Origin of the sequence: Martelella mediterranea (assembly GCF_004342225.1) — a bacterium.
In the GTDB taxonomy this organism is placed as follows: domain Bacteria; phylum Pseudomonadota; class Alphaproteobacteria; order Rhizobiales; family Rhizobiaceae; genus Martelella; species Martelella mediterranea_B.
Window position 1 is genome coordinate 161123 of sequence record NZ_SMAR01000003.1, and the last position, 15462, is coordinate 176584.

The following is a 15462-nucleotide window of genomic DNA, read 5'->3' on the forward strand; positions in this document are numbered from 1 at the left end:
CGTCGGGCGTTTTCTTGCGGAAGCCGCCCGTTTGAATGGGGAAGATGTACCGATGTTGTTTCGTGACTTGGCCGGAAACGCGTTTCCGGAACTCGGACAGGCACTGGCTGGTGATGCCGGTGCGCTTGAAGTGGCGGGCCTTTCCTCTGACAGCCGGAAAATCACACCGGGCATGGTTTTCGTCGCTATCCCCGGCACGAAAGCCGATGGCTCTCGCTTCATTGCGGATGCTGCCGAAAAGGGCGCAGCGCTCGTGGTTGCCGCCGGGTCGGCTGAAAATGTCTCAGTCCCCGTTCTGACCGTTGGTAATCCGCGCCTCTTTCTGGCGTTGGCGGCCAGCCGGTTTTATGGTCGACAGCCCGAGACGATGGCGGCGGTCACAGGAACAGCAGGAAAAACGTCCGTTGCCTCTTTCACACGTCAGATCTGGGCTTTAGCCGGGCTTCAGGCCGCGATGATCGGGACAACCGGCGTTATTGCGCCGGGTCGCAGTGACTATGGATCGCTGACAACACCTGATCCTGCGGCATTGCATGCGCTGCTTGCCGAGCTTTCAGATGCCGGCGTGACCCATGCAGCGATGGAAGCCTCCAGTCACGGGCTGGACCAGTATCGTCTGGATGGTGTGCGTCTTGCCGCCGGAGCCTTTACGAATCTCGGTCGCGATCACATGGATTATCATCCGACCGTCGAGGACTATTTTGCAGCAAAAATGCATCTGTTCGACCGGGTTTTGCCGAAAGGTTCGCCCGCCATCATCAATGCTGATGATCCGTGGTCAGAAAGAGCGGTCAAGGTCGCCAGGGATGCCGGACATGACGTGTTGACCGTCGGGCGCAATGGAACGTTTCTGACCTTGAAAAGGGTCGAGCAGAAGCGCGACAGCCAGTTTGCCGAAATCAGTCACGGCAGTGAGATTTTCGAAGTTAGACTTCCGCTTGCCGGTGAGTTTCAGATTTCAAATGCACTTGTTGCTGCAGGGATTGCAATCGCCACAGGCGTGGAGGCGAAGACAGCGCTTGCCGCGCTTGAAAGCATAGAAGGCGCAGCAGGGCGCCTGCAGCTTGCAGGCCGGGCGGCGAACGGCGCTCTGGCCTATGTCGACTATGCGCACAAACCCGATGCACTCGAAAAGGTGCTGGCCTCCGTTCGTCCATTCACGACAGGTCGCGTTCTTGTGGTTTTCGGCTGCGGGGGTGACCGTGATACCGGCAAGCGCCCAATTATGGGTGAAATCGCCACGCGGCTTGCCGATGTTGTGATCGTAACGGATGATAATCCACGGTCAGAGGAACCGGCATCCATCCGGTCTGAAATCATGAAGGCAGCGCCAGGCGCGACGGAAATCGGCGACCGGCACGAAGCGATCGCTTTCGCAGTATCACAGCTTCAACAGGGCGACACACTGATTGTCGCCGGTAAAGGGCATGAAGAGGGGCAGACTGCCGGTGGTGTAACGCGCCCCTTTTCTGATCTTGCCGAAGTCAGAAAGGCATTGGAGGGTATCTCATCGTGAGTTTGCTATGGACTTCAGCCGAAATGGTTGCGGCCATGGATGGCCGTCCCGTCGGCGAACTGCCTCAGGGCGTCACAGGCATTTCCATCGACAGCCGTTCGATCACGCCGGGTGAGGCTTTTTTCGCGATCAAGGGAGACCGCGTTGATGGCCACAGCTTTGCCAGCATGGCGGCTGCCAATGGCGCATCGCTTCTTGTGGTTTCCGAGGCAAAGCTGCCAGCTCTTGGCCGTCTGATCTGCCCGATGATCGTAGTCGATGATGTTCTCGAGGCGATGTATATGCTGGCCTCTGCGGCGCGTGCGCGGGCTCAAGTCCAAGTGATTGCAGTGACCGGCTCGGTTGGCAAGACATCGACGAAAGAAATGGTCGCAAGCGGGCTTAAGCCCTCCGGCAAGGTGCATGCCGCCGTTGCCTCTTTCAACAATCACTGGGGGGTGCCGCTAACGCTTGCCCGCATGCCCGCTGATACAGAGTTTGGCGTTTTTGAAATCGGGATGAACCATCCTGGAGAAATCCGGCCGCTGACAAAGCTGGTTCGTCCGCATGTTGCGGTCATAACAACAATTGCGCCCGCGCATCTTGGCAATTTTAACAGCATGAAAGAAATCACCGCCGCTAAGGCCGAGATATTCGAAGGGCTGGAGCCAGAGGGCTATGCGGTGCTGAACCGTGATATCGAACAGTTTGAAAGCCTTGCACGCACTGCCAAAAATACCGGCGCGCAGATTATTTCTTTCGGGGAGCATTCGAAGGCCTCTTTCAAGCTGCTCGATTATCGCACGTGTGGCGACAAAGGACAGGTTCAGGCCATGCTTGGTTCTGATGAGCCTGTCTCGTTCGAACTCGGACTACCCGGACAGCACATGGCCGAAAATGCGCTTGCAGCGCTTGCGGCAATTTCTGTGGCTGGCGGTGACCCGATCGCAGCGGTGGAGGCATTGTCTGAAACACGTCAGTTGAACGGGCGCGGGCGGCGGCACAGGCTGAAGGCCGATGGCGGCGTATTCACCCTGATTGACGAGAGTTATAATGCAAACCCGGCTTCCATGCGGGCTGCACTTGAGCTTCTCGGGTCGTTTGAACTTCAAGGCAACGGCCGCAGAATTGCAATTCTGGGTGATATGCTGGAAATGGGCGCATATGCGCATGACGCGCATGAGGCTCTGGCGGCGCCGCTGGTCTCCTGTGGTGTCACAGATGTCTGGCTGGCAGGCGATGAAATGAAAGTGCTCAGAGATGCCTTGCCGGAAAGCATAGTTGTGGAATACCGCGCCAATGCACGTGAGCTGGCTGAATTCGCAAGCGGTGCTATCGCCGCCGATGATGTGGTGATGGTAAAGTCGTCACTCGGAATCGGATTTTCCGATATCGTCAAAAAAATACTCGAAACCTATCCAGCTGACGTATAAGGCGGTCGGTAAGACGCGCTTCAGGCCGTGCAGATAAGGTTTCGCCGGGGCGCGACACATACACACAAACAGACCAGCGCGTGTTTTAAGCTGCTGCGCCGGTCCTGGCTGCCATCGCCGGAAAGGGGCGTTTATGCTGATTTGGCTTGTGGAATTGTCTGACCGATTCCAGTTTTTCAATCTTTTTCGCTACATCACTTTTCGTTCCGGTGCTGCGGTGTTCACCTCGGCGCTGATCGTCTTTCTTTTCGGCCCCCGCATTATTTCGTCTTTGAGGATACGCCAGGGAAAAGGACAACCAATCCGCGCCGATGGACCACAGACGCATTTCAAGAAGGCTGGTACGCCGACAATGGGCGGCCTGATGATCCTGGCTGGAATTGTCGGATCTTCTCTGCTCTGGGCCGATCTTTCCAATGCTTATGTCGTCGCCACGCTTCTGGTGACGCTCGGGTTCGGTGCCATCGGTTTTTACGACGACTATCTGAAAGTGACGAAACAGTCGGATAAGGGTTTTTCCAGCCGTAGACGGCTTTTCTTCGAGTTCGTGATTGCCGGTATTGCTGTTGCTTTCATGATGTATGCTGCCAATCTTGCCAGCATTGACGGAGCGACTCTCGGATCCGCGTTGACCTTCCCGTTCTTCAAGGATTTCTTTATTGACCTGGGGTGGTTCTTTATCCCGTTCGGTGCTTTCGTTATCGTTGCAGCGGGTAACTCTGTTAACCTCACAGACGGGCTGGACGGCCTTGCAACGGTTCCGGTTATCATCGCTGCCGGCTCGTTCGCCGTGATCGCTTATGTGGTCGGCAACTCGGTGTTCGCGACCTATCTGCAGATCAATTATGTGCCCGGTACAGGTGAGCTGGTCGTTTTGCTGAGTGCGGTTATCGGTGCGTGCATGGGGTTTCTCTGGTTCAACGCCCCACCCGCTGCAATTTTCATGGGCGATACCGGATCATTGGCGCTGGGTGGTCTGATCGGGTCCGTAGCTGTTGCGACCAAACATGAGATCGTCATGGCGATCATCTGCGGTCTGTTCGTTCTGGAAGCACTATCGGTAATCATTCAGGTTGCGGTCTACAAGCGGACCAAGAAGCGCGTGTTCCTGATGGCGCCGATCCACCATCATTTTGAAAAACTGGGCTGGACCGAAAGTCAGGTCGTGATCCGCTTCTGGATCATCTCTTTCGGGCTGGCAATGCTCGGGCTTGCAACCCTTAAACTGCGATAGGCGAAGGACATGATTCCGGTCAGTATTTTCAAAGGCAAAAAAGTTGCTCTGTTCGGGCTCGGTGGTTCGGGCCTGATAACAGCTCAGGCTCTGAGCGCCGGTGGCGCTGAGGTCGTTGCCTTTGATGATCGCGAGGAAAGCTGCCTCATGGCCGCCAGGGCCGGGATTTCTGTTGTTGATCTGCGTGAGGCTGACTGGAGCCAGTTTTCAGCACTTGTTCTTTCGCCGGGTGTTCCGCTTACACATCCAAAGCCGCACTGGACTGTGAACCTAGCCACCGATGCTGGTGTCGAGATCATGGGTGATGTCGAGTTATTTGCCCGCGAGCGCAGGGCGACGTGCCCGGATGCCAGGCTGATCGCGGTTACCGGTACCAACGGCAAGTCAACGACAACTGCATTGATCGGCCATATTCTCAGAACCGCTGGCCGTGACGTTCAGGTGGGCGGCAATATTGGCCGGGCAGTGCTGGATCTCGAGCCTTTTGAGAGCGACCGTATTTATGTCGTTGAGTGCTCATCCTATCAGATTGATCTGGCCCCTTCACTCGATCCTGATGCTGGCATTCTTTTGAACCTGACGCCGGATCACCTTGATCGTCACGGGGATATGAAGCGTTATGCGGCGATCAAGGAGCGCCTTGTTGCCGGATCATCTGTCGCCATCATTGGTATGGACGACGATTATTGCCGCGATATTGCTCAGCGTCTTGTAGTTTCCGGCGTTGCCGTTGTGCCGATCTCGAAGTCTGTTGCAGGCCGGAGCGGAGGGCTGGCCTTTGATGGCGTGGCGGTTATGGCTTTCGAAAACGGGGGCTGGCGAACAGTTGCAGACCTTTCGAGCCACACGGTCCTGCGCGGGCGTCACAACGGCCAGAACGCGGCTGCTGCAATCGCTGCCTGCCGTTCCGTCGGTCTGAAAGATGAGGAAATCGCTGATGCCATGATGCGTTTTCCGGGGCTTGCGCATCGGATGCAGCCGGTTGCACGGCGTGGCGAGGTTTTGTTCGTGAACGATTCCAAAGCCACCAACGCTGATGCATCGGAACCTGCGTTGCAGACTTTCAACAACATCTTCTGGATTTTAGGCGGTAAGCCAAAACAGGGTGGTATCGCCTCACTTCAGTCATTTTTTCCGAAGATCAGCAAGGCCTACCTCATAGGAGAAGCGGCGGACGCCTTCGCCGAAACCTTGTCCGGCTTTACTGAAATTGTGATGTCCGGCAATCTGGAGAAGGCTGTCAGAGCGGCGGCGGACGATGCTGCAACCAGCATTGATCCGCTGCCGGTTGTTCTGCTTTCGCCTGCCTGTGCCAGCTTTGATCAGTTCAGAAGTTTCGAAAAGCGAGGCGAGGCTTTTGTTGAATTTGTGTCGGCGCTTTCGGATGTGGAAATGCTTTTGCCTGCGGGCGGGGAGGCTTAAAGCATGGTAAGTCGGGTACAACGCGGTGCAATTGCAGAGTGGTTCTGGACGATTGATCGCGGACTTCTGGCCGCTTTTGTCGTGCTCATGGGCATCGGCTTTATGCTCTCTTTCGCAGCCTCTCCGGCGGTTGCCGAAAGGCTCGGTTATGACAGCTTCCACTTTGTTCGCCGCCATGCACTTTTTATTGTTCCTTCGCTCATCGTCATGGTGGGGCTATCGTTCTGCTCGCCACGGATGATCCGCCGTCTGGCTGTCATCATTCTTGTGGGCTCACTGTTGATGATGGTGGCTGCGCTGTTTTTCGGGACCGCAAATAACGGATCGAGACGCTGGATTGTTCTGTTTGGCTTTTCTATCCAGCCTTCTGAGTTTTTGAAACCGGCTTTTGCCGTGGTTTGCGCCTGGCTTTTTGCAGAGCATCAGCGTTATCCCGATATTCCCGGCAATCTGTTTGCCGGAATGTTGTTTATCATTTCGGCTGTGTTGCTGATTGCGCAGCCGGACTTCGGCCAGACTGTTCTGCTTTCCATTGTCTGGGGTGGAATTTTCTTCATGGCGGGCATGTCGTGGATATGGATTTTAGGGCTTGGCGGTGCTGGTGTTGCCGGGCTTCTGGCTGCTTATACCTGGCTGCCGCATGTGACATCGCGAATTGACCGGTTCCTGACCGGCGAGGGCGACAATATGCAGGTCGAGCTTGCCGCCAAGGCCATACAAAACGGCGGTCTCTTCGGTCTTGGTCCGGGCGAGGGAGTCTTCAAACGTCGTCTGCCCGATAGTCATACAGACTTTGTTTTCTCCGTTGCTGCTGAAGAATTTGGCATTTTGTTCTGTCTCTTTATTGTCGGCATCTATGCCTTCATCGTGCTGCGTGGTCTCACCCATGCCTATCGCGAACGTGATGACTTCGCGCGTTTCGCTGTCGCTGGTCTTGTCCTTCAGATCGGCATGCAATCGGTGATCAACATTGGCGTGGCACTGCAATTGATGCCCGCAAAAGGCATGACGCTGCCGCTGATATCTGCCGGCGGCTCGTCGATGATTGCCACATGTATCGGCGCTGGTTTCATTCTTGCGCTGACGCGCCACAGGCCGGAAAAGCGCGCCCGCCAGGATCATTTTTATGAACCGGGCCGGTCGCGCGGCGTCGCTGCTGAATAGGAACTTTCAAAATGGACCAATATTGCTTTTTTCTGGCCGCTGGCGGCACGGGGGGGCATGTTTTCCCCGCCGTCGCTCTTGCCGAAGAGCTACGCAAACGCGGGCATGATCCTCATCTTGTGACGGATAAACGCGCAGAGCGTTACGCCGACAGTTTCCCCGATGGTCATGTTCACGTCGTGCCTTCGGCAACCATCGGCTCGAAAAATCCAATTGCGATCATCAAGGCCGGATATACGCTTTTTAAAGGCTCACGCGTTGCGCGTGATCTTTTCAGTGAATACCGCCCTGCAGCAGTGGTCGGTTTTGGCGGTTATCCAAGCGTGCCGCCGATTTATGCCGCCAGCAGTGCGGGCATTCCAACCATGCTGCACGAACAAAATGCGGTAATGGGCCGGGCAAACAAGATGCTTGCGTCGCGGGTCAACGCCATCGCGGGCGGCTTTCTGGCGCGTGGTGACAATCCGTTCTCCTCAAAGATTTATGAAACCGGGAATCCGGTGCGTCCCGCCGTGCTGGAGGCCGCAGCGGTGGCATACCGCCAGCGTCAGCCACGTGATCCGTTTCACCTTCTGATTTTTGGTGGCAGCCAGGGCGCACACTTTTTTGCACATGCGGTTCCAGATGCACTTGAAGCGCTTGATGACGATCTTCGTCCGCTCTTTCGTGTTACCCAGCAGGCGCGGCCCGAGGATGTCGATGACGTCAGGGCACGTTTTTCTGAGTTGGGTGTTGAAGCAGACGTGTCCCCGTTCTTTTCAGATATGCCGCGCCGGATCGCTGAGGCAGATTATGTTGTTTGCCGGTCCGGTGCTTCGACCGTTTCGGAAATATCGGTGATCGGCCGACCGGCTGTGTATGTGCCATACCCGCATGCTCTGGATCACGATCAGGCTGCCAATGCGGCGTTGGTTTCGGCCAATGGTGGTGCCGAGGTCGTTCGCCAGTCAGAGCTGACGGATACACGCTTTACTGAATTGTTAACCGAAGCCGTGAATGATGCGGACAAAATGCAGATTGCAGCAGCAGCGGCGAGAAAGGCCGGGAAGCCTGATGCAACGGCAAGACTTGCCGACATGGCGGAGGCACTGGCTTCCCGCACAGCGATTGAAGGATAGAGTATATGAAAATGCCTCAGACCATCGGGGTCGTTCATTTTGTCGGCATTGGCGGCATCGGGATGAGCGGCATCGCTGAGGTTCTGAAGAATCTCGGATATAAGGTGCAGGGATCGGATCAGGCTGAAAGTGCCAATGTTATTCGTCTGCGCGAAAAAGGCATTCAGGTCGCAATTGGCCACAAACCGGAAAACCTGAAGGATGCAGAGGTCGTTGTCGTGTCGTCTGCTATCCGCCGTGATAATCCGGAACTGATTGCCGCCCGTGAAAAACATCTGCCGGTCGTTCGTCGCGCTGAGATGCTTGCCGAGCTGATGCGTTTCCGCGATGCGATTGCCATTGGCGGGACGCACGGCAAGACCACAACAACCTCAATGGTTGCTGCTTTGGTGGAGGCCGGTGGCCTTGATCCGACCGTGATCAATGGCGGCATCATCAATGCCTATGGCACCAATGCCCGCATGGGCGAGGGCGAGTGGATGGTGGTCGAAGCCGACGAGTCGGATGGGACCTTCCTGAAACTGCCCGCCGAAATTGCTGTTGTTACCAATATAGATCCGGAACATCTTGATCATTATGGGACCTTCGACGGCGTTCGCGCGGCGTTTCGCCAGTTTGTGGAAAATGTTCCGTTTTACGGCTGTGGCGTTTTGTGCCTCGATCATCCGGAGGTTCAGGCTCTGGTGGGGCAGATCGAGGATCGGCGTGTGGTTACGTATGGGGAAAACCGTCAGGCTGATGTGCGTTTTTCCAATATTCGCAACGAGGGCGTGAAAACGATCTTCGATGTCGATATCCGCCGCCGCCGTCGCCCTTCCGTCAAGCTGGAGAACCTCGTTCTACCAATGCCGGGGCGGCATAACGTCTCGAATGCCACTGCAGCGATCGCCGTAGCAGATCGTCTGCATATATCTGAGGATGATATTCGCAAGGGACTGGCATCCTTCGGCGGTGTGAAACGGCGCTTCACGCTTGTCGGTGAATGGAATGGCGTTCAGATTATTGACGACTACGGTCATCATCCGGTTGAGATCCGCTCCGTTCTCAAAGCAGCGCGTGAAGCTTGCAAGGGCCGGATTATTGCGGTTCATCAGCCGCACCGCTATTCTCGGCTTGAAAGCCTGTTTGAAGATTTTACCGGCTGCTTTAACGACGCCGATACTGTGTTTATTGCTCCCGTTTATGCCGCAGGTGAGGACCCGCGGCCCGGCTTTGATGCCGAAGCGCTGGTTTCCGGCATCAAAGCTGCCGGTCATCGCGATACCCACTATCTGCCGGCAGAAGATCAACTGGCAAATCATATTGCCAAATGCGCCGAACCGGGCGACTTTGTTGTTTTGCTTGGCGCAGGCAGCATCACCGGATGGGCTGCGCGTCTGCCGGGTTCTCTGGCGGACATGACTTAAAGGACGAGACCGCAATGCTTGACGGCAAAGCGCTTATTGAAAGCCTCGGCGACACCGCCTCTAAACTGCGCGGGCGACTGGTGCCGAACGCAGCAATGGATAAAGTGACCTGGTTCAGGGCCGGAGGCCCGGCAGAACTTTTATTTCAGCCTCTTGATGAAGATGATCTGAGCCTGTTTCTGAAGGCCCTGCCGGAAAGCGTTCCGGTCACGGTTGTCGGCGTCGGTTCGAATCTTCTCGTGCGTGATGGTGGTTTGAAAGGTGTCGTGATTCGTCTGTCTGCCAAGGGATTTGGCAAGCAGGAACGTGTTGGTGACAATCAGATCCGTGCAGGCGCGATTTCGCCCGATAAACACATTGCCGGTTTTGCCATGGATGAGGGAATCGGCGGTTTTTCATTCCTCTTCGGGATTCCCGGTTCGCTTGGCGGGGCGCTCAAGATGAATGCCGGTGCCAATGGCGGAGAGACGGCGGCACGCGTCGTGGAAATCTACGGCATGAATCGCAAGGGCGAGACGGTGACCATTCCCAAAGAGGAAATGCGCTATGCCTATCGCCATTCCGAAGCCCCTGAAGGTGTCATTTTCACAGGTGCACTGCTGGAAGGTTTTGAAGAGGACCGCGCAGTGATTCGCGAAGAAATGGACGCAGTGCGCGAACACCGCGAGACCGTTCAGCCTGTGCGGGAAAAGACCGGCGGTTCGACGTTTAAAAACCCGGAAGGTCATTCCGCCTGGAAGCTGATTGATGAGGCTGGATGCCGCGGGCTTATGATCGGCGGTGCGCAGATGTCGCCAATGCACTGTAATTTCATGATTAATCTCGGCCATGCCACCCCTTATGATCTCGAGTTTCTGGGCGAGACGGTGCGCGAGCGCGTATACAATCATTCCGGCATACTTCTGCACTGGGAAATCAAGAGAATCGGTGCCTTTCTGCCCGAACGCCAGGTTCATGTTTTTGAGCCGCAGGAGCTTGACTGATAACCCGGTCCATAAAGGCTGAGAGCAAAATGGCAGCGGTTCTTACCTGACGCGTAGGAGCCGCTGTTTGTCATTTGCCAAACCGATTTTTTCACTGATTAACTAAAGTAAACGCTTCATTAACCATCCTCGTTCACAAATGGGGATACGAAACGCTTTCCACAAAAAAGCGGTATTCCGATGATTTTACGGCAGAAATGCCGATGAAGCGGGGACGGGCATGAGTGCCGGACATGTAGCGGTCTTAATGGGCGGATTTTCCTCTGAGCGTCAGGTCAGCCTGGCATCGGGAAAAGCCTGCGCAGATGCGCTGGAAGCTGAAGGCTTCCGCGTAAGCCGCATTGATGTGACCCGCGATGTTGCCCGCGTTCTGTCAGATCTGAAGCCGGATTTCGCCTTCAATGCGCTGCATGGCCCTTTTGGTGAAGACGGCACGATCCAGGGTATTCTTGAGTATCTGGAAATTCCCTACACGCATTCAGGTGTTCTTGCCTCAGCACTGGCAATGAACAAGGTTCAGGCCAAGAATGTCGCGGCAGCCTGTGGCATCCCTGTTGCCGGCGGACGGATGATGAACCGTTTTGATATTGGTATCGAGCATCCGATTGAGCCGCCTTACGTCATCAAGCCTGTGAATGAAGGTTCCTCTTTCGGCGTCGTTATCGTTGATGAAAAACAGAGCGAGGCGCCACAGTCCGTCAAGTCGACTGAGTGGCCCTATGGCGATACCGTTATGATCGAGCAGTTTGTGCGCGGGCGCGAATTTACCTGCGGTGTGATGAACGGTGTCCCTCTGTGTGTCACAGAGATCGTTCCTCAGGGATCGCAATTTTACGATTTCGACGCAAAATATCGTCCGGGCGGATCAAAACACATTCTGCCAGCCGAACTTAAACGGAATATTTACCAAAAGATTCAATTATTGGCCGTTCAGGCGCATGAGGCAATTGGTTGCCGTGGCGTCAGTCGTTCGGACTTCCGGTTCGACGATACGCGTGGCGAAGATGGAATCATCTGGCTTGAGGTCAACACTCAGCCTGGCATGACACCCACCTCGCTCGTACCCGAGATGGCAGCCGATGCCGGTTATGATTTTGGCGCTTTTCTCCGTTGGATGGTGGAGGACGCATCGTGTTTACGTTGAACGGTAACAGACAGGATAAAGCAGCAGCTGGCGTTTCAGGGTGCTCACGCGGCGGTGTTCTGCCGCGTCCGCTTCGTCGTGTTGCACGCTTCTCGACCGGTCTGGTGTCGGGGCGTGCGCCAGTCCCCGCCCACACGGGCACAGCGCTGGCTATCGTCTTCTTCGTTGCGGTGGGTGCCAATGCAATCGCAGTTTCCGGAAAAGGTGAACTGGTGCAGCGGGCAGCCATCGAAGTTTCCGGTTTCTCCATCGAAGATATTCAGATTTCCGGAAATCAGGAAACCTCGGAAATTGCGGTCCTGCAGGCTCTGGGCCTTGATGACACCATCTCGCTTCAGGGGCTGGACATTCAGGTTGCCCGCGGTCGTCTTTTGAATATGCCTTGGGTCGCCGATGCCGAAGTGCGCAAGGTTTACCCTTCAACGCTCAAGATTGCGCTTCAGGAGCGTAAGCCCTATGCGCTCTGGCAGCAGGAAGATGGCCGTCTTCTGATGATCGAGCGCGACGGCAATGTGATCGGTCCGATGAGCCAGCCGAAATTCCGCTCCCTTCCGCTGGTACTGGGTGAGGGCGCGAATTTCGGCGCTGAAAAGCTCGATACGCTTTTGGCCGAATGGCCCGAGCTGGGAGATCGCGTTCGTGCGTTCAAGCGCGTCGATCGCCGTCGCTGGGACCTTTATCTCAATAATGGTGTAATCGTGAAACTGCCTGATAGCGATACAGATGCAGCGGTTGCGCGTCTCAAAGGGCTTGAGCAAAGCCGCTCTATTCTGGAACGCGAAGTTGCAGCCATTGACCTTCGCCTCAATGACCGCGTTGCCGTTCAGCTGACACCCGCGGCCATGGAGCGGCGCGAAGCGGCGACGGAAGCGCTGGAAAAAACATTCAAGAACAAGGGGAGGCGTCTTTGAACCTGTTTGGCTCTTCCTCGTTCGGCTTTTCCCGTTCGAAACAGCTCTCGGCCAGAAAGACGCATATCGTCAGTGTTCTGGATATCGGGTCTTCGAAAGTGGTCTGCATGATTGCGCGGCTGACACCGCGTGATGCCAGTCAGATACTGCCGGGACGTACGCATAATATTGAGATTATCGGCATCGGACATCAGCGTTCGCAGGGCATCAAGAACGGTGTCATCGTCGATCTGGAGTCTGCCGAGTATGTTGTTCGCCAGGCTGTTGATGCCGCGGAGCGCATGGCTGGTCTGACCATCGATAGTCTGATCGTCAATGTTTCGGCGGGTCGCCTGCAAAGCGATACCTACAGCGCTGCGATTGATCTTGGTGGTCAGGATGTGGATGCAAGCGATCTGCGCCGTGTTCTTTCCGCCGTTTCCCGGCGTTCGGTGAATGAAGAGCGGCAGGTTCTGCACTCTTTGCCCGCAGGCTTTTCGCTCGATGGTGAACGCGGAATTCGCGACCCGCTCGGCATGTATGGTGAAACACTGGGTGTCGATCTGCATGTGGTCACGGCAGAGCGGCTGGCACTGCGCAATCTCGAACTTTGCGTGAACCGGGCGCATCTTTCCGTTGAGAAAATGGTCGCGACCCCTTACGCCAGCGGCCTTGCAGCCCTTGTTGATGATGAGGTCGAGCTTGGCTGCGCTGCAATCGATATGGGCGCCGGCACGACAACCATCTCCGTTTTTGCTGAAGGCAGGCTGGTGCATACCGATGCCATCAGCCTTGGCGGTCGCCATGTCACAACCGATCTTGCGCGCGGCCTTTCCACGCGGATGGAAGATGCCGAGCGGCTAAAATGCGTTCACGGCTCGACACTGACAACCAGCGTCGATGAACGTGAGATGATCGCGGTTCCCTCGATTGGCGAGGATGATTTCGATCAGCCGCGACAGGTTTCCAAGGCGCTTCTGTCGAAAATTGTCAGGGCGCGTGTGGAAGAAACGCTCGAACTGATCCGCGACCGGATACAGCTTTCCGGTTTCTCGGGCGTGGTCGGCAAACGTGTGGTTCTGACCGGTGGCGCAAGCCAGTTGATCGGTCTTTGTGATCTGGCCCGCCGGATTCTGAGCCGCAACGTGCGAATAGGGCGGCCCATGGGTGTGTCCAGACTACCGGCTGCTGCGAAGGGCCCTGCCTTTTCCACGGCTGCCGGACTGCTGATTTATCCGCAAATCGCGGAATCCGAGACCTATGGCGGAGAGCAGCGGGGCTTTCTGTCAGCAGCAGGCAATGGCGGGCGCCTGGCACGCGTCGGCCAATGGTTCAAAGAGAGTTTTTAAAGAACACGAGAGATTGGCCGGCTTGGCGGTGCGGCCATAGCGAGAAGGAACGAACATCATGACAATCACGCTTCAGAAGCCAGATATTACTGAATTGAAGCCGCGCATCACCGTTTTCGGTGTGGGTGGCGGTGGCGGCAACGCCGTCAACAACATGATCACTGCGGGCCTGCAGGGCGTCGACTTCGTCGTCGCAAATACGGATGCCCAGGCGCTGACCATGACGAAGGCAGAGCGCGTTATCCAGCTTGGCGTTGGCGTAACCGAAGGCCTGGGTGCCGGTTCGCAGCCAGAAGTTGGCCGTGCGGCAGCCGAAGAATGCATCGATGAAATCATCGATCATCTCAACTCAACGCATATGTGCTTTGTGACTGCCGGCATGGGCGGTGGAACAGGCACAGGTGCTGCACCGATCGTTGCTCAGGCTGCCCGCAACAAAGGTATTCTGACGGTTGGTGTTGTCACCAAGCCGTTCCAGTTCGAAGGCGCCCGTCGTATGCGTCTTGCTGATGCCGGTATCGAAGAACTTCAGAAATCCGTCGATACGCTGATCGTCATCCCGAACCAGAACCTGTTCCGTATTGCCAATGACAAGACGACCTTCGCGGACGCCTTCGCTATGGCCGACCAGGTTCTTTACTCCGGTGTTGCCTGCATCACCGACCTGATGGTCAAGGAAGGTCTCATCAACCTCGATTTCGCCGACGTTCGCTCGGTCATGCGTGAGATGGGCCGTGCAATGATGGGCACAGGCGAAGCTTCCGGTGAAGGCCGCGCAATGCAGGCAGCAGAAGCTGCAATCGCGAACCCGCTGCTCGACGAAACCTCAATGCGCGGTGCGCAGGGACTCCTGATCTCGATCACCGGTGGCCGTGACCTCACCCTCTTCGAGGTTGATGAAGCAGCAACCCGTATTCGTGAAGAAGTCGACCCGGATGCCAACATCATTCTCGGTGCAACATTCGATGAAGATCTCGAAGGTATTATCCGCGTATCTGTTGTTGCTACGGGCATTGACCGTAACGCCGTTGAAGCCGGTGCTCCGGCTGACGATAATCAGCGCGACAGCCGCCCGGAAATCCGCTCTACCGAGGGGAAAGTTTCCGGAACCACCGCTCAGGCTCAGCCCAAGATGGACCCGATCGCCGACACGATCCGCTCCGCAGAAGCTGAGATGGAACGCGAGCTGCAGATGGCAATGAACCGCGAACCCCAGAAGCAGCAGCCCCAGAAGACGCAGCCTCAGCCGCGTGCAGAAGCCACACCGGTTCAGCCGAAGAGCCGCCTGTTCACAAATGATGCACAGCAGGCACCGGCTCAGCCGCGTCCTCAGCCTCAGCAGGCCGCTGCACCGCGTGCTCCGGAAGCTCAGCCTCAGCAGCCGCAGCCTCAGCAGCCACGTCGCATGCCGGAGGTGTCTGAATTTCCTTCGATGGTTCAGCCGGAAATGAACGCCGAACGTCGCATGGAACAGGAAGAGCGTGGCCCCAAGGCACTGTTCAAACGCCTGAGCCACACACTTGGTCGCGGTGATGAGAGCTTTGAAGGTGGTCACCGCAACGAACATCCGGCACAGCGTCAGGAACCTCGTCAGCAGGAAAACCCTTATGCACCGCGCCGCAACGAGCAGTCCGCTGCTCGTCAGGACGATGATCAGTTCGATATTCCCGCCTTCCTCCGCCGCCAGGCGAACTGATCTGAACCGTTAGGAGACGGTTAACCGTCTTCCGGTTTCCTTCTCGTGCCAGATACCCCGGTAGCCCAGTGCTTCCGGGGTATTTTTCATTTTCGTAACACACCGAAAGAAACAGTGATTTGGATTCA

12 protein-coding genes are annotated in these 15462 nt (G+C 56.2%); all 12 read left to right on the forward strand.

Translation table 11 applies throughout. From position 1 onward, the window contains the following. Nucleotides 1-52 precede the first annotated feature (52 nt). The 12 genes from EDC90_RS03560 (at nt 53) to ftsZ (ending at nt 15334) form a co-directional block, all read left to right on the forward strand. Nucleotides 53-1516: a UDP-N-acetylmuramoyl-L-alanyl-D-glutamate--2,6-diaminopimelate ligase gene (locus EDC90_RS03560; protein ID WP_132308617.1), complete on the forward strand. Its 1464-nt coding sequence runs from the start codon at nt 53-55 to the stop codon at nt 1514-1516. Continuing rightward, entirely contained in the window at nt 1513-2928 is a 1416-nt protein-coding gene (locus EDC90_RS03565) for a UDP-N-acetylmuramoylalanyl-D-glutamyl-2,6-diaminopimelate--D-alanyl-D-alanine ligase (protein ID WP_132308619.1), read from the forward strand. Before EDC90_RS03560 ends, EDC90_RS03565 begins: the two co-directional genes overlap by 4 nt. Nucleotides 2929-3061: 133 nt before the next feature. Then, a complete protein-coding gene (gene mraY, locus EDC90_RS03570; RefSeq protein WP_132308621.1) occupies nt 3062-4162 on the forward strand; it encodes a phospho-N-acetylmuramoyl-pentapeptide-transferase in 1101 nt (366 codons plus the stop codon). 9 nt (nt 4163-4171) lie between these two features. Then, the gene (gene murD, locus EDC90_RS03575) at nt 4172-5584 is read left to right on the forward strand and encodes a UDP-N-acetylmuramoyl-L-alanine--D-glutamate ligase (protein WP_132308623.1); all 1413 of its coding nucleotides are present in this window, start codon (nt 4172-4174) and stop codon (nt 5582-5584) included. A 3-nt stretch (nt 5585-5587) separates the two neighbouring features. Beyond that, nucleotides 5588-6748, forward strand: coding sequence for a putative lipid II flippase FtsW (gene ftsW / locus EDC90_RS03580; protein WP_132308625.1), 1161 nt, complete (start codon nt 5588-5590; stop codon nt 6746-6748). 11 nt (nt 6749-6759) lie between these two features. After that, nucleotides 6760-7866, forward strand: coding sequence for an undecaprenyldiphospho-muramoylpentapeptide beta-N-acetylglucosaminyltransferase (gene murG, locus EDC90_RS03585; protein ID WP_132308627.1), 1107 nt, complete (start codon nt 6760-6762; stop codon nt 7864-7866). Between the two features lie 5 nt (nt 7867-7871). Next, nucleotides 7872-9272, forward strand: coding sequence for a UDP-N-acetylmuramate--L-alanine ligase (murC, locus tag EDC90_RS03590; protein WP_132308629.1), 1401 nt, complete (start codon nt 7872-7874; stop codon nt 9270-9272). A gap of 14 nt (nt 9273-9286) precedes the next feature. Then, nucleotides 9287-10255 carry a UDP-N-acetylmuramate dehydrogenase gene (murB, locus tag EDC90_RS03595; protein ID WP_132308631.1) on the forward strand — a complete coding sequence of 323 codons (969 nt, stop codon included), beginning with the start codon at nt 9287-9289 and terminating at the stop codon, nt 10253-10255. A gap of 220 nt (nt 10256-10475) precedes the next feature. Further along, a complete protein-coding gene (locus EDC90_RS03600) occupies nt 10476-11399 on the forward strand; it encodes a D-alanine--D-alanine ligase (protein ID WP_132308633.1) in 924 nt (307 codons plus the stop codon). Further along, nucleotides 11387-12310, forward strand: a complete 924-nt coding sequence (locus EDC90_RS03605) for a cell division protein FtsQ/DivIB (RefSeq protein ID WP_245510914.1) — start codon at nt 11387-11389, stop codon at nt 12308-12310. The genes EDC90_RS03600 and EDC90_RS03605 overlap by 13 nt, the downstream gene beginning before the upstream one ends. Further along, nucleotides 12307-13638: a cell division protein FtsA gene (gene ftsA / locus EDC90_RS03610; protein ID WP_132308635.1), complete on the forward strand. Its 1332-nt coding sequence runs from the start codon at nt 12307-12309 to the stop codon at nt 13636-13638. The genes EDC90_RS03605 and ftsA overlap by 4 nt, the downstream gene beginning before the upstream one ends. A 58-nt stretch (nt 13639-13696) precedes the next feature. Next, nucleotides 13697-15334, forward strand: coding sequence for a cell division protein FtsZ (gene ftsZ / locus EDC90_RS03615; RefSeq protein WP_132308637.1), 1638 nt, complete (start codon nt 13697-13699; stop codon nt 15332-15334). Nucleotides 15335-15462 lie beyond the last annotated feature (128 nt).

Bases quoted from the DNA above. Each gene is read 5' to 3' on its own strand.
- EDC90_RS03560 (WP_132308617.1), top strand. From the start codon at position 53: ATGTTGTTTCGTGACTTGGCCGGAAACGCGTTTCCGGAACTCGGACAG.
- mraY (WP_132308621.1), top strand. From the start codon at position 3,062: ATGCTGATTTGGCTTGTGGAATTGTCTGACCGATTCCAGTTTTTCAAT.
- murD (WP_132308623.1), top strand. From the start codon at position 4,172: ATGATTCCGGTCAGTATTTTCAAAGGCAAAAAAGTTGCTCTGTTCGGG.
- ftsW (WP_132308625.1), top strand. From the start codon at position 5,588: ATGGTAAGTCGGGTACAACGCGGTGCAATTGCAGAGTGGTTCTGGACG.
- murG (WP_132308627.1), top strand. From the start codon at position 6,760: ATGGACCAATATTGCTTTTTTCTGGCCGCTGGCGGCACGGGGGGGCAT.
- murC (WP_132308629.1), top strand. From the start codon at position 7,872: ATGAAAATGCCTCAGACCATCGGGGTCGTTCATTTTGTCGGCATTGGC.
- murB (WP_132308631.1), top strand. From the start codon at position 9,287: ATGCTTGACGGCAAAGCGCTTATTGAAAGCCTCGGCGACACCGCCTCT.
- EDC90_RS03600 (WP_132308633.1), top strand. From the start codon at position 10,476: ATGAGTGCCGGACATGTAGCGGTCTTAATGGGCGGATTTTCCTCTGAG.
- ftsZ (WP_132308637.1), top strand. From the start codon at position 13,697: ATGACAATCACGCTTCAGAAGCCAGATATTACTGAATTGAAGCCGCGC.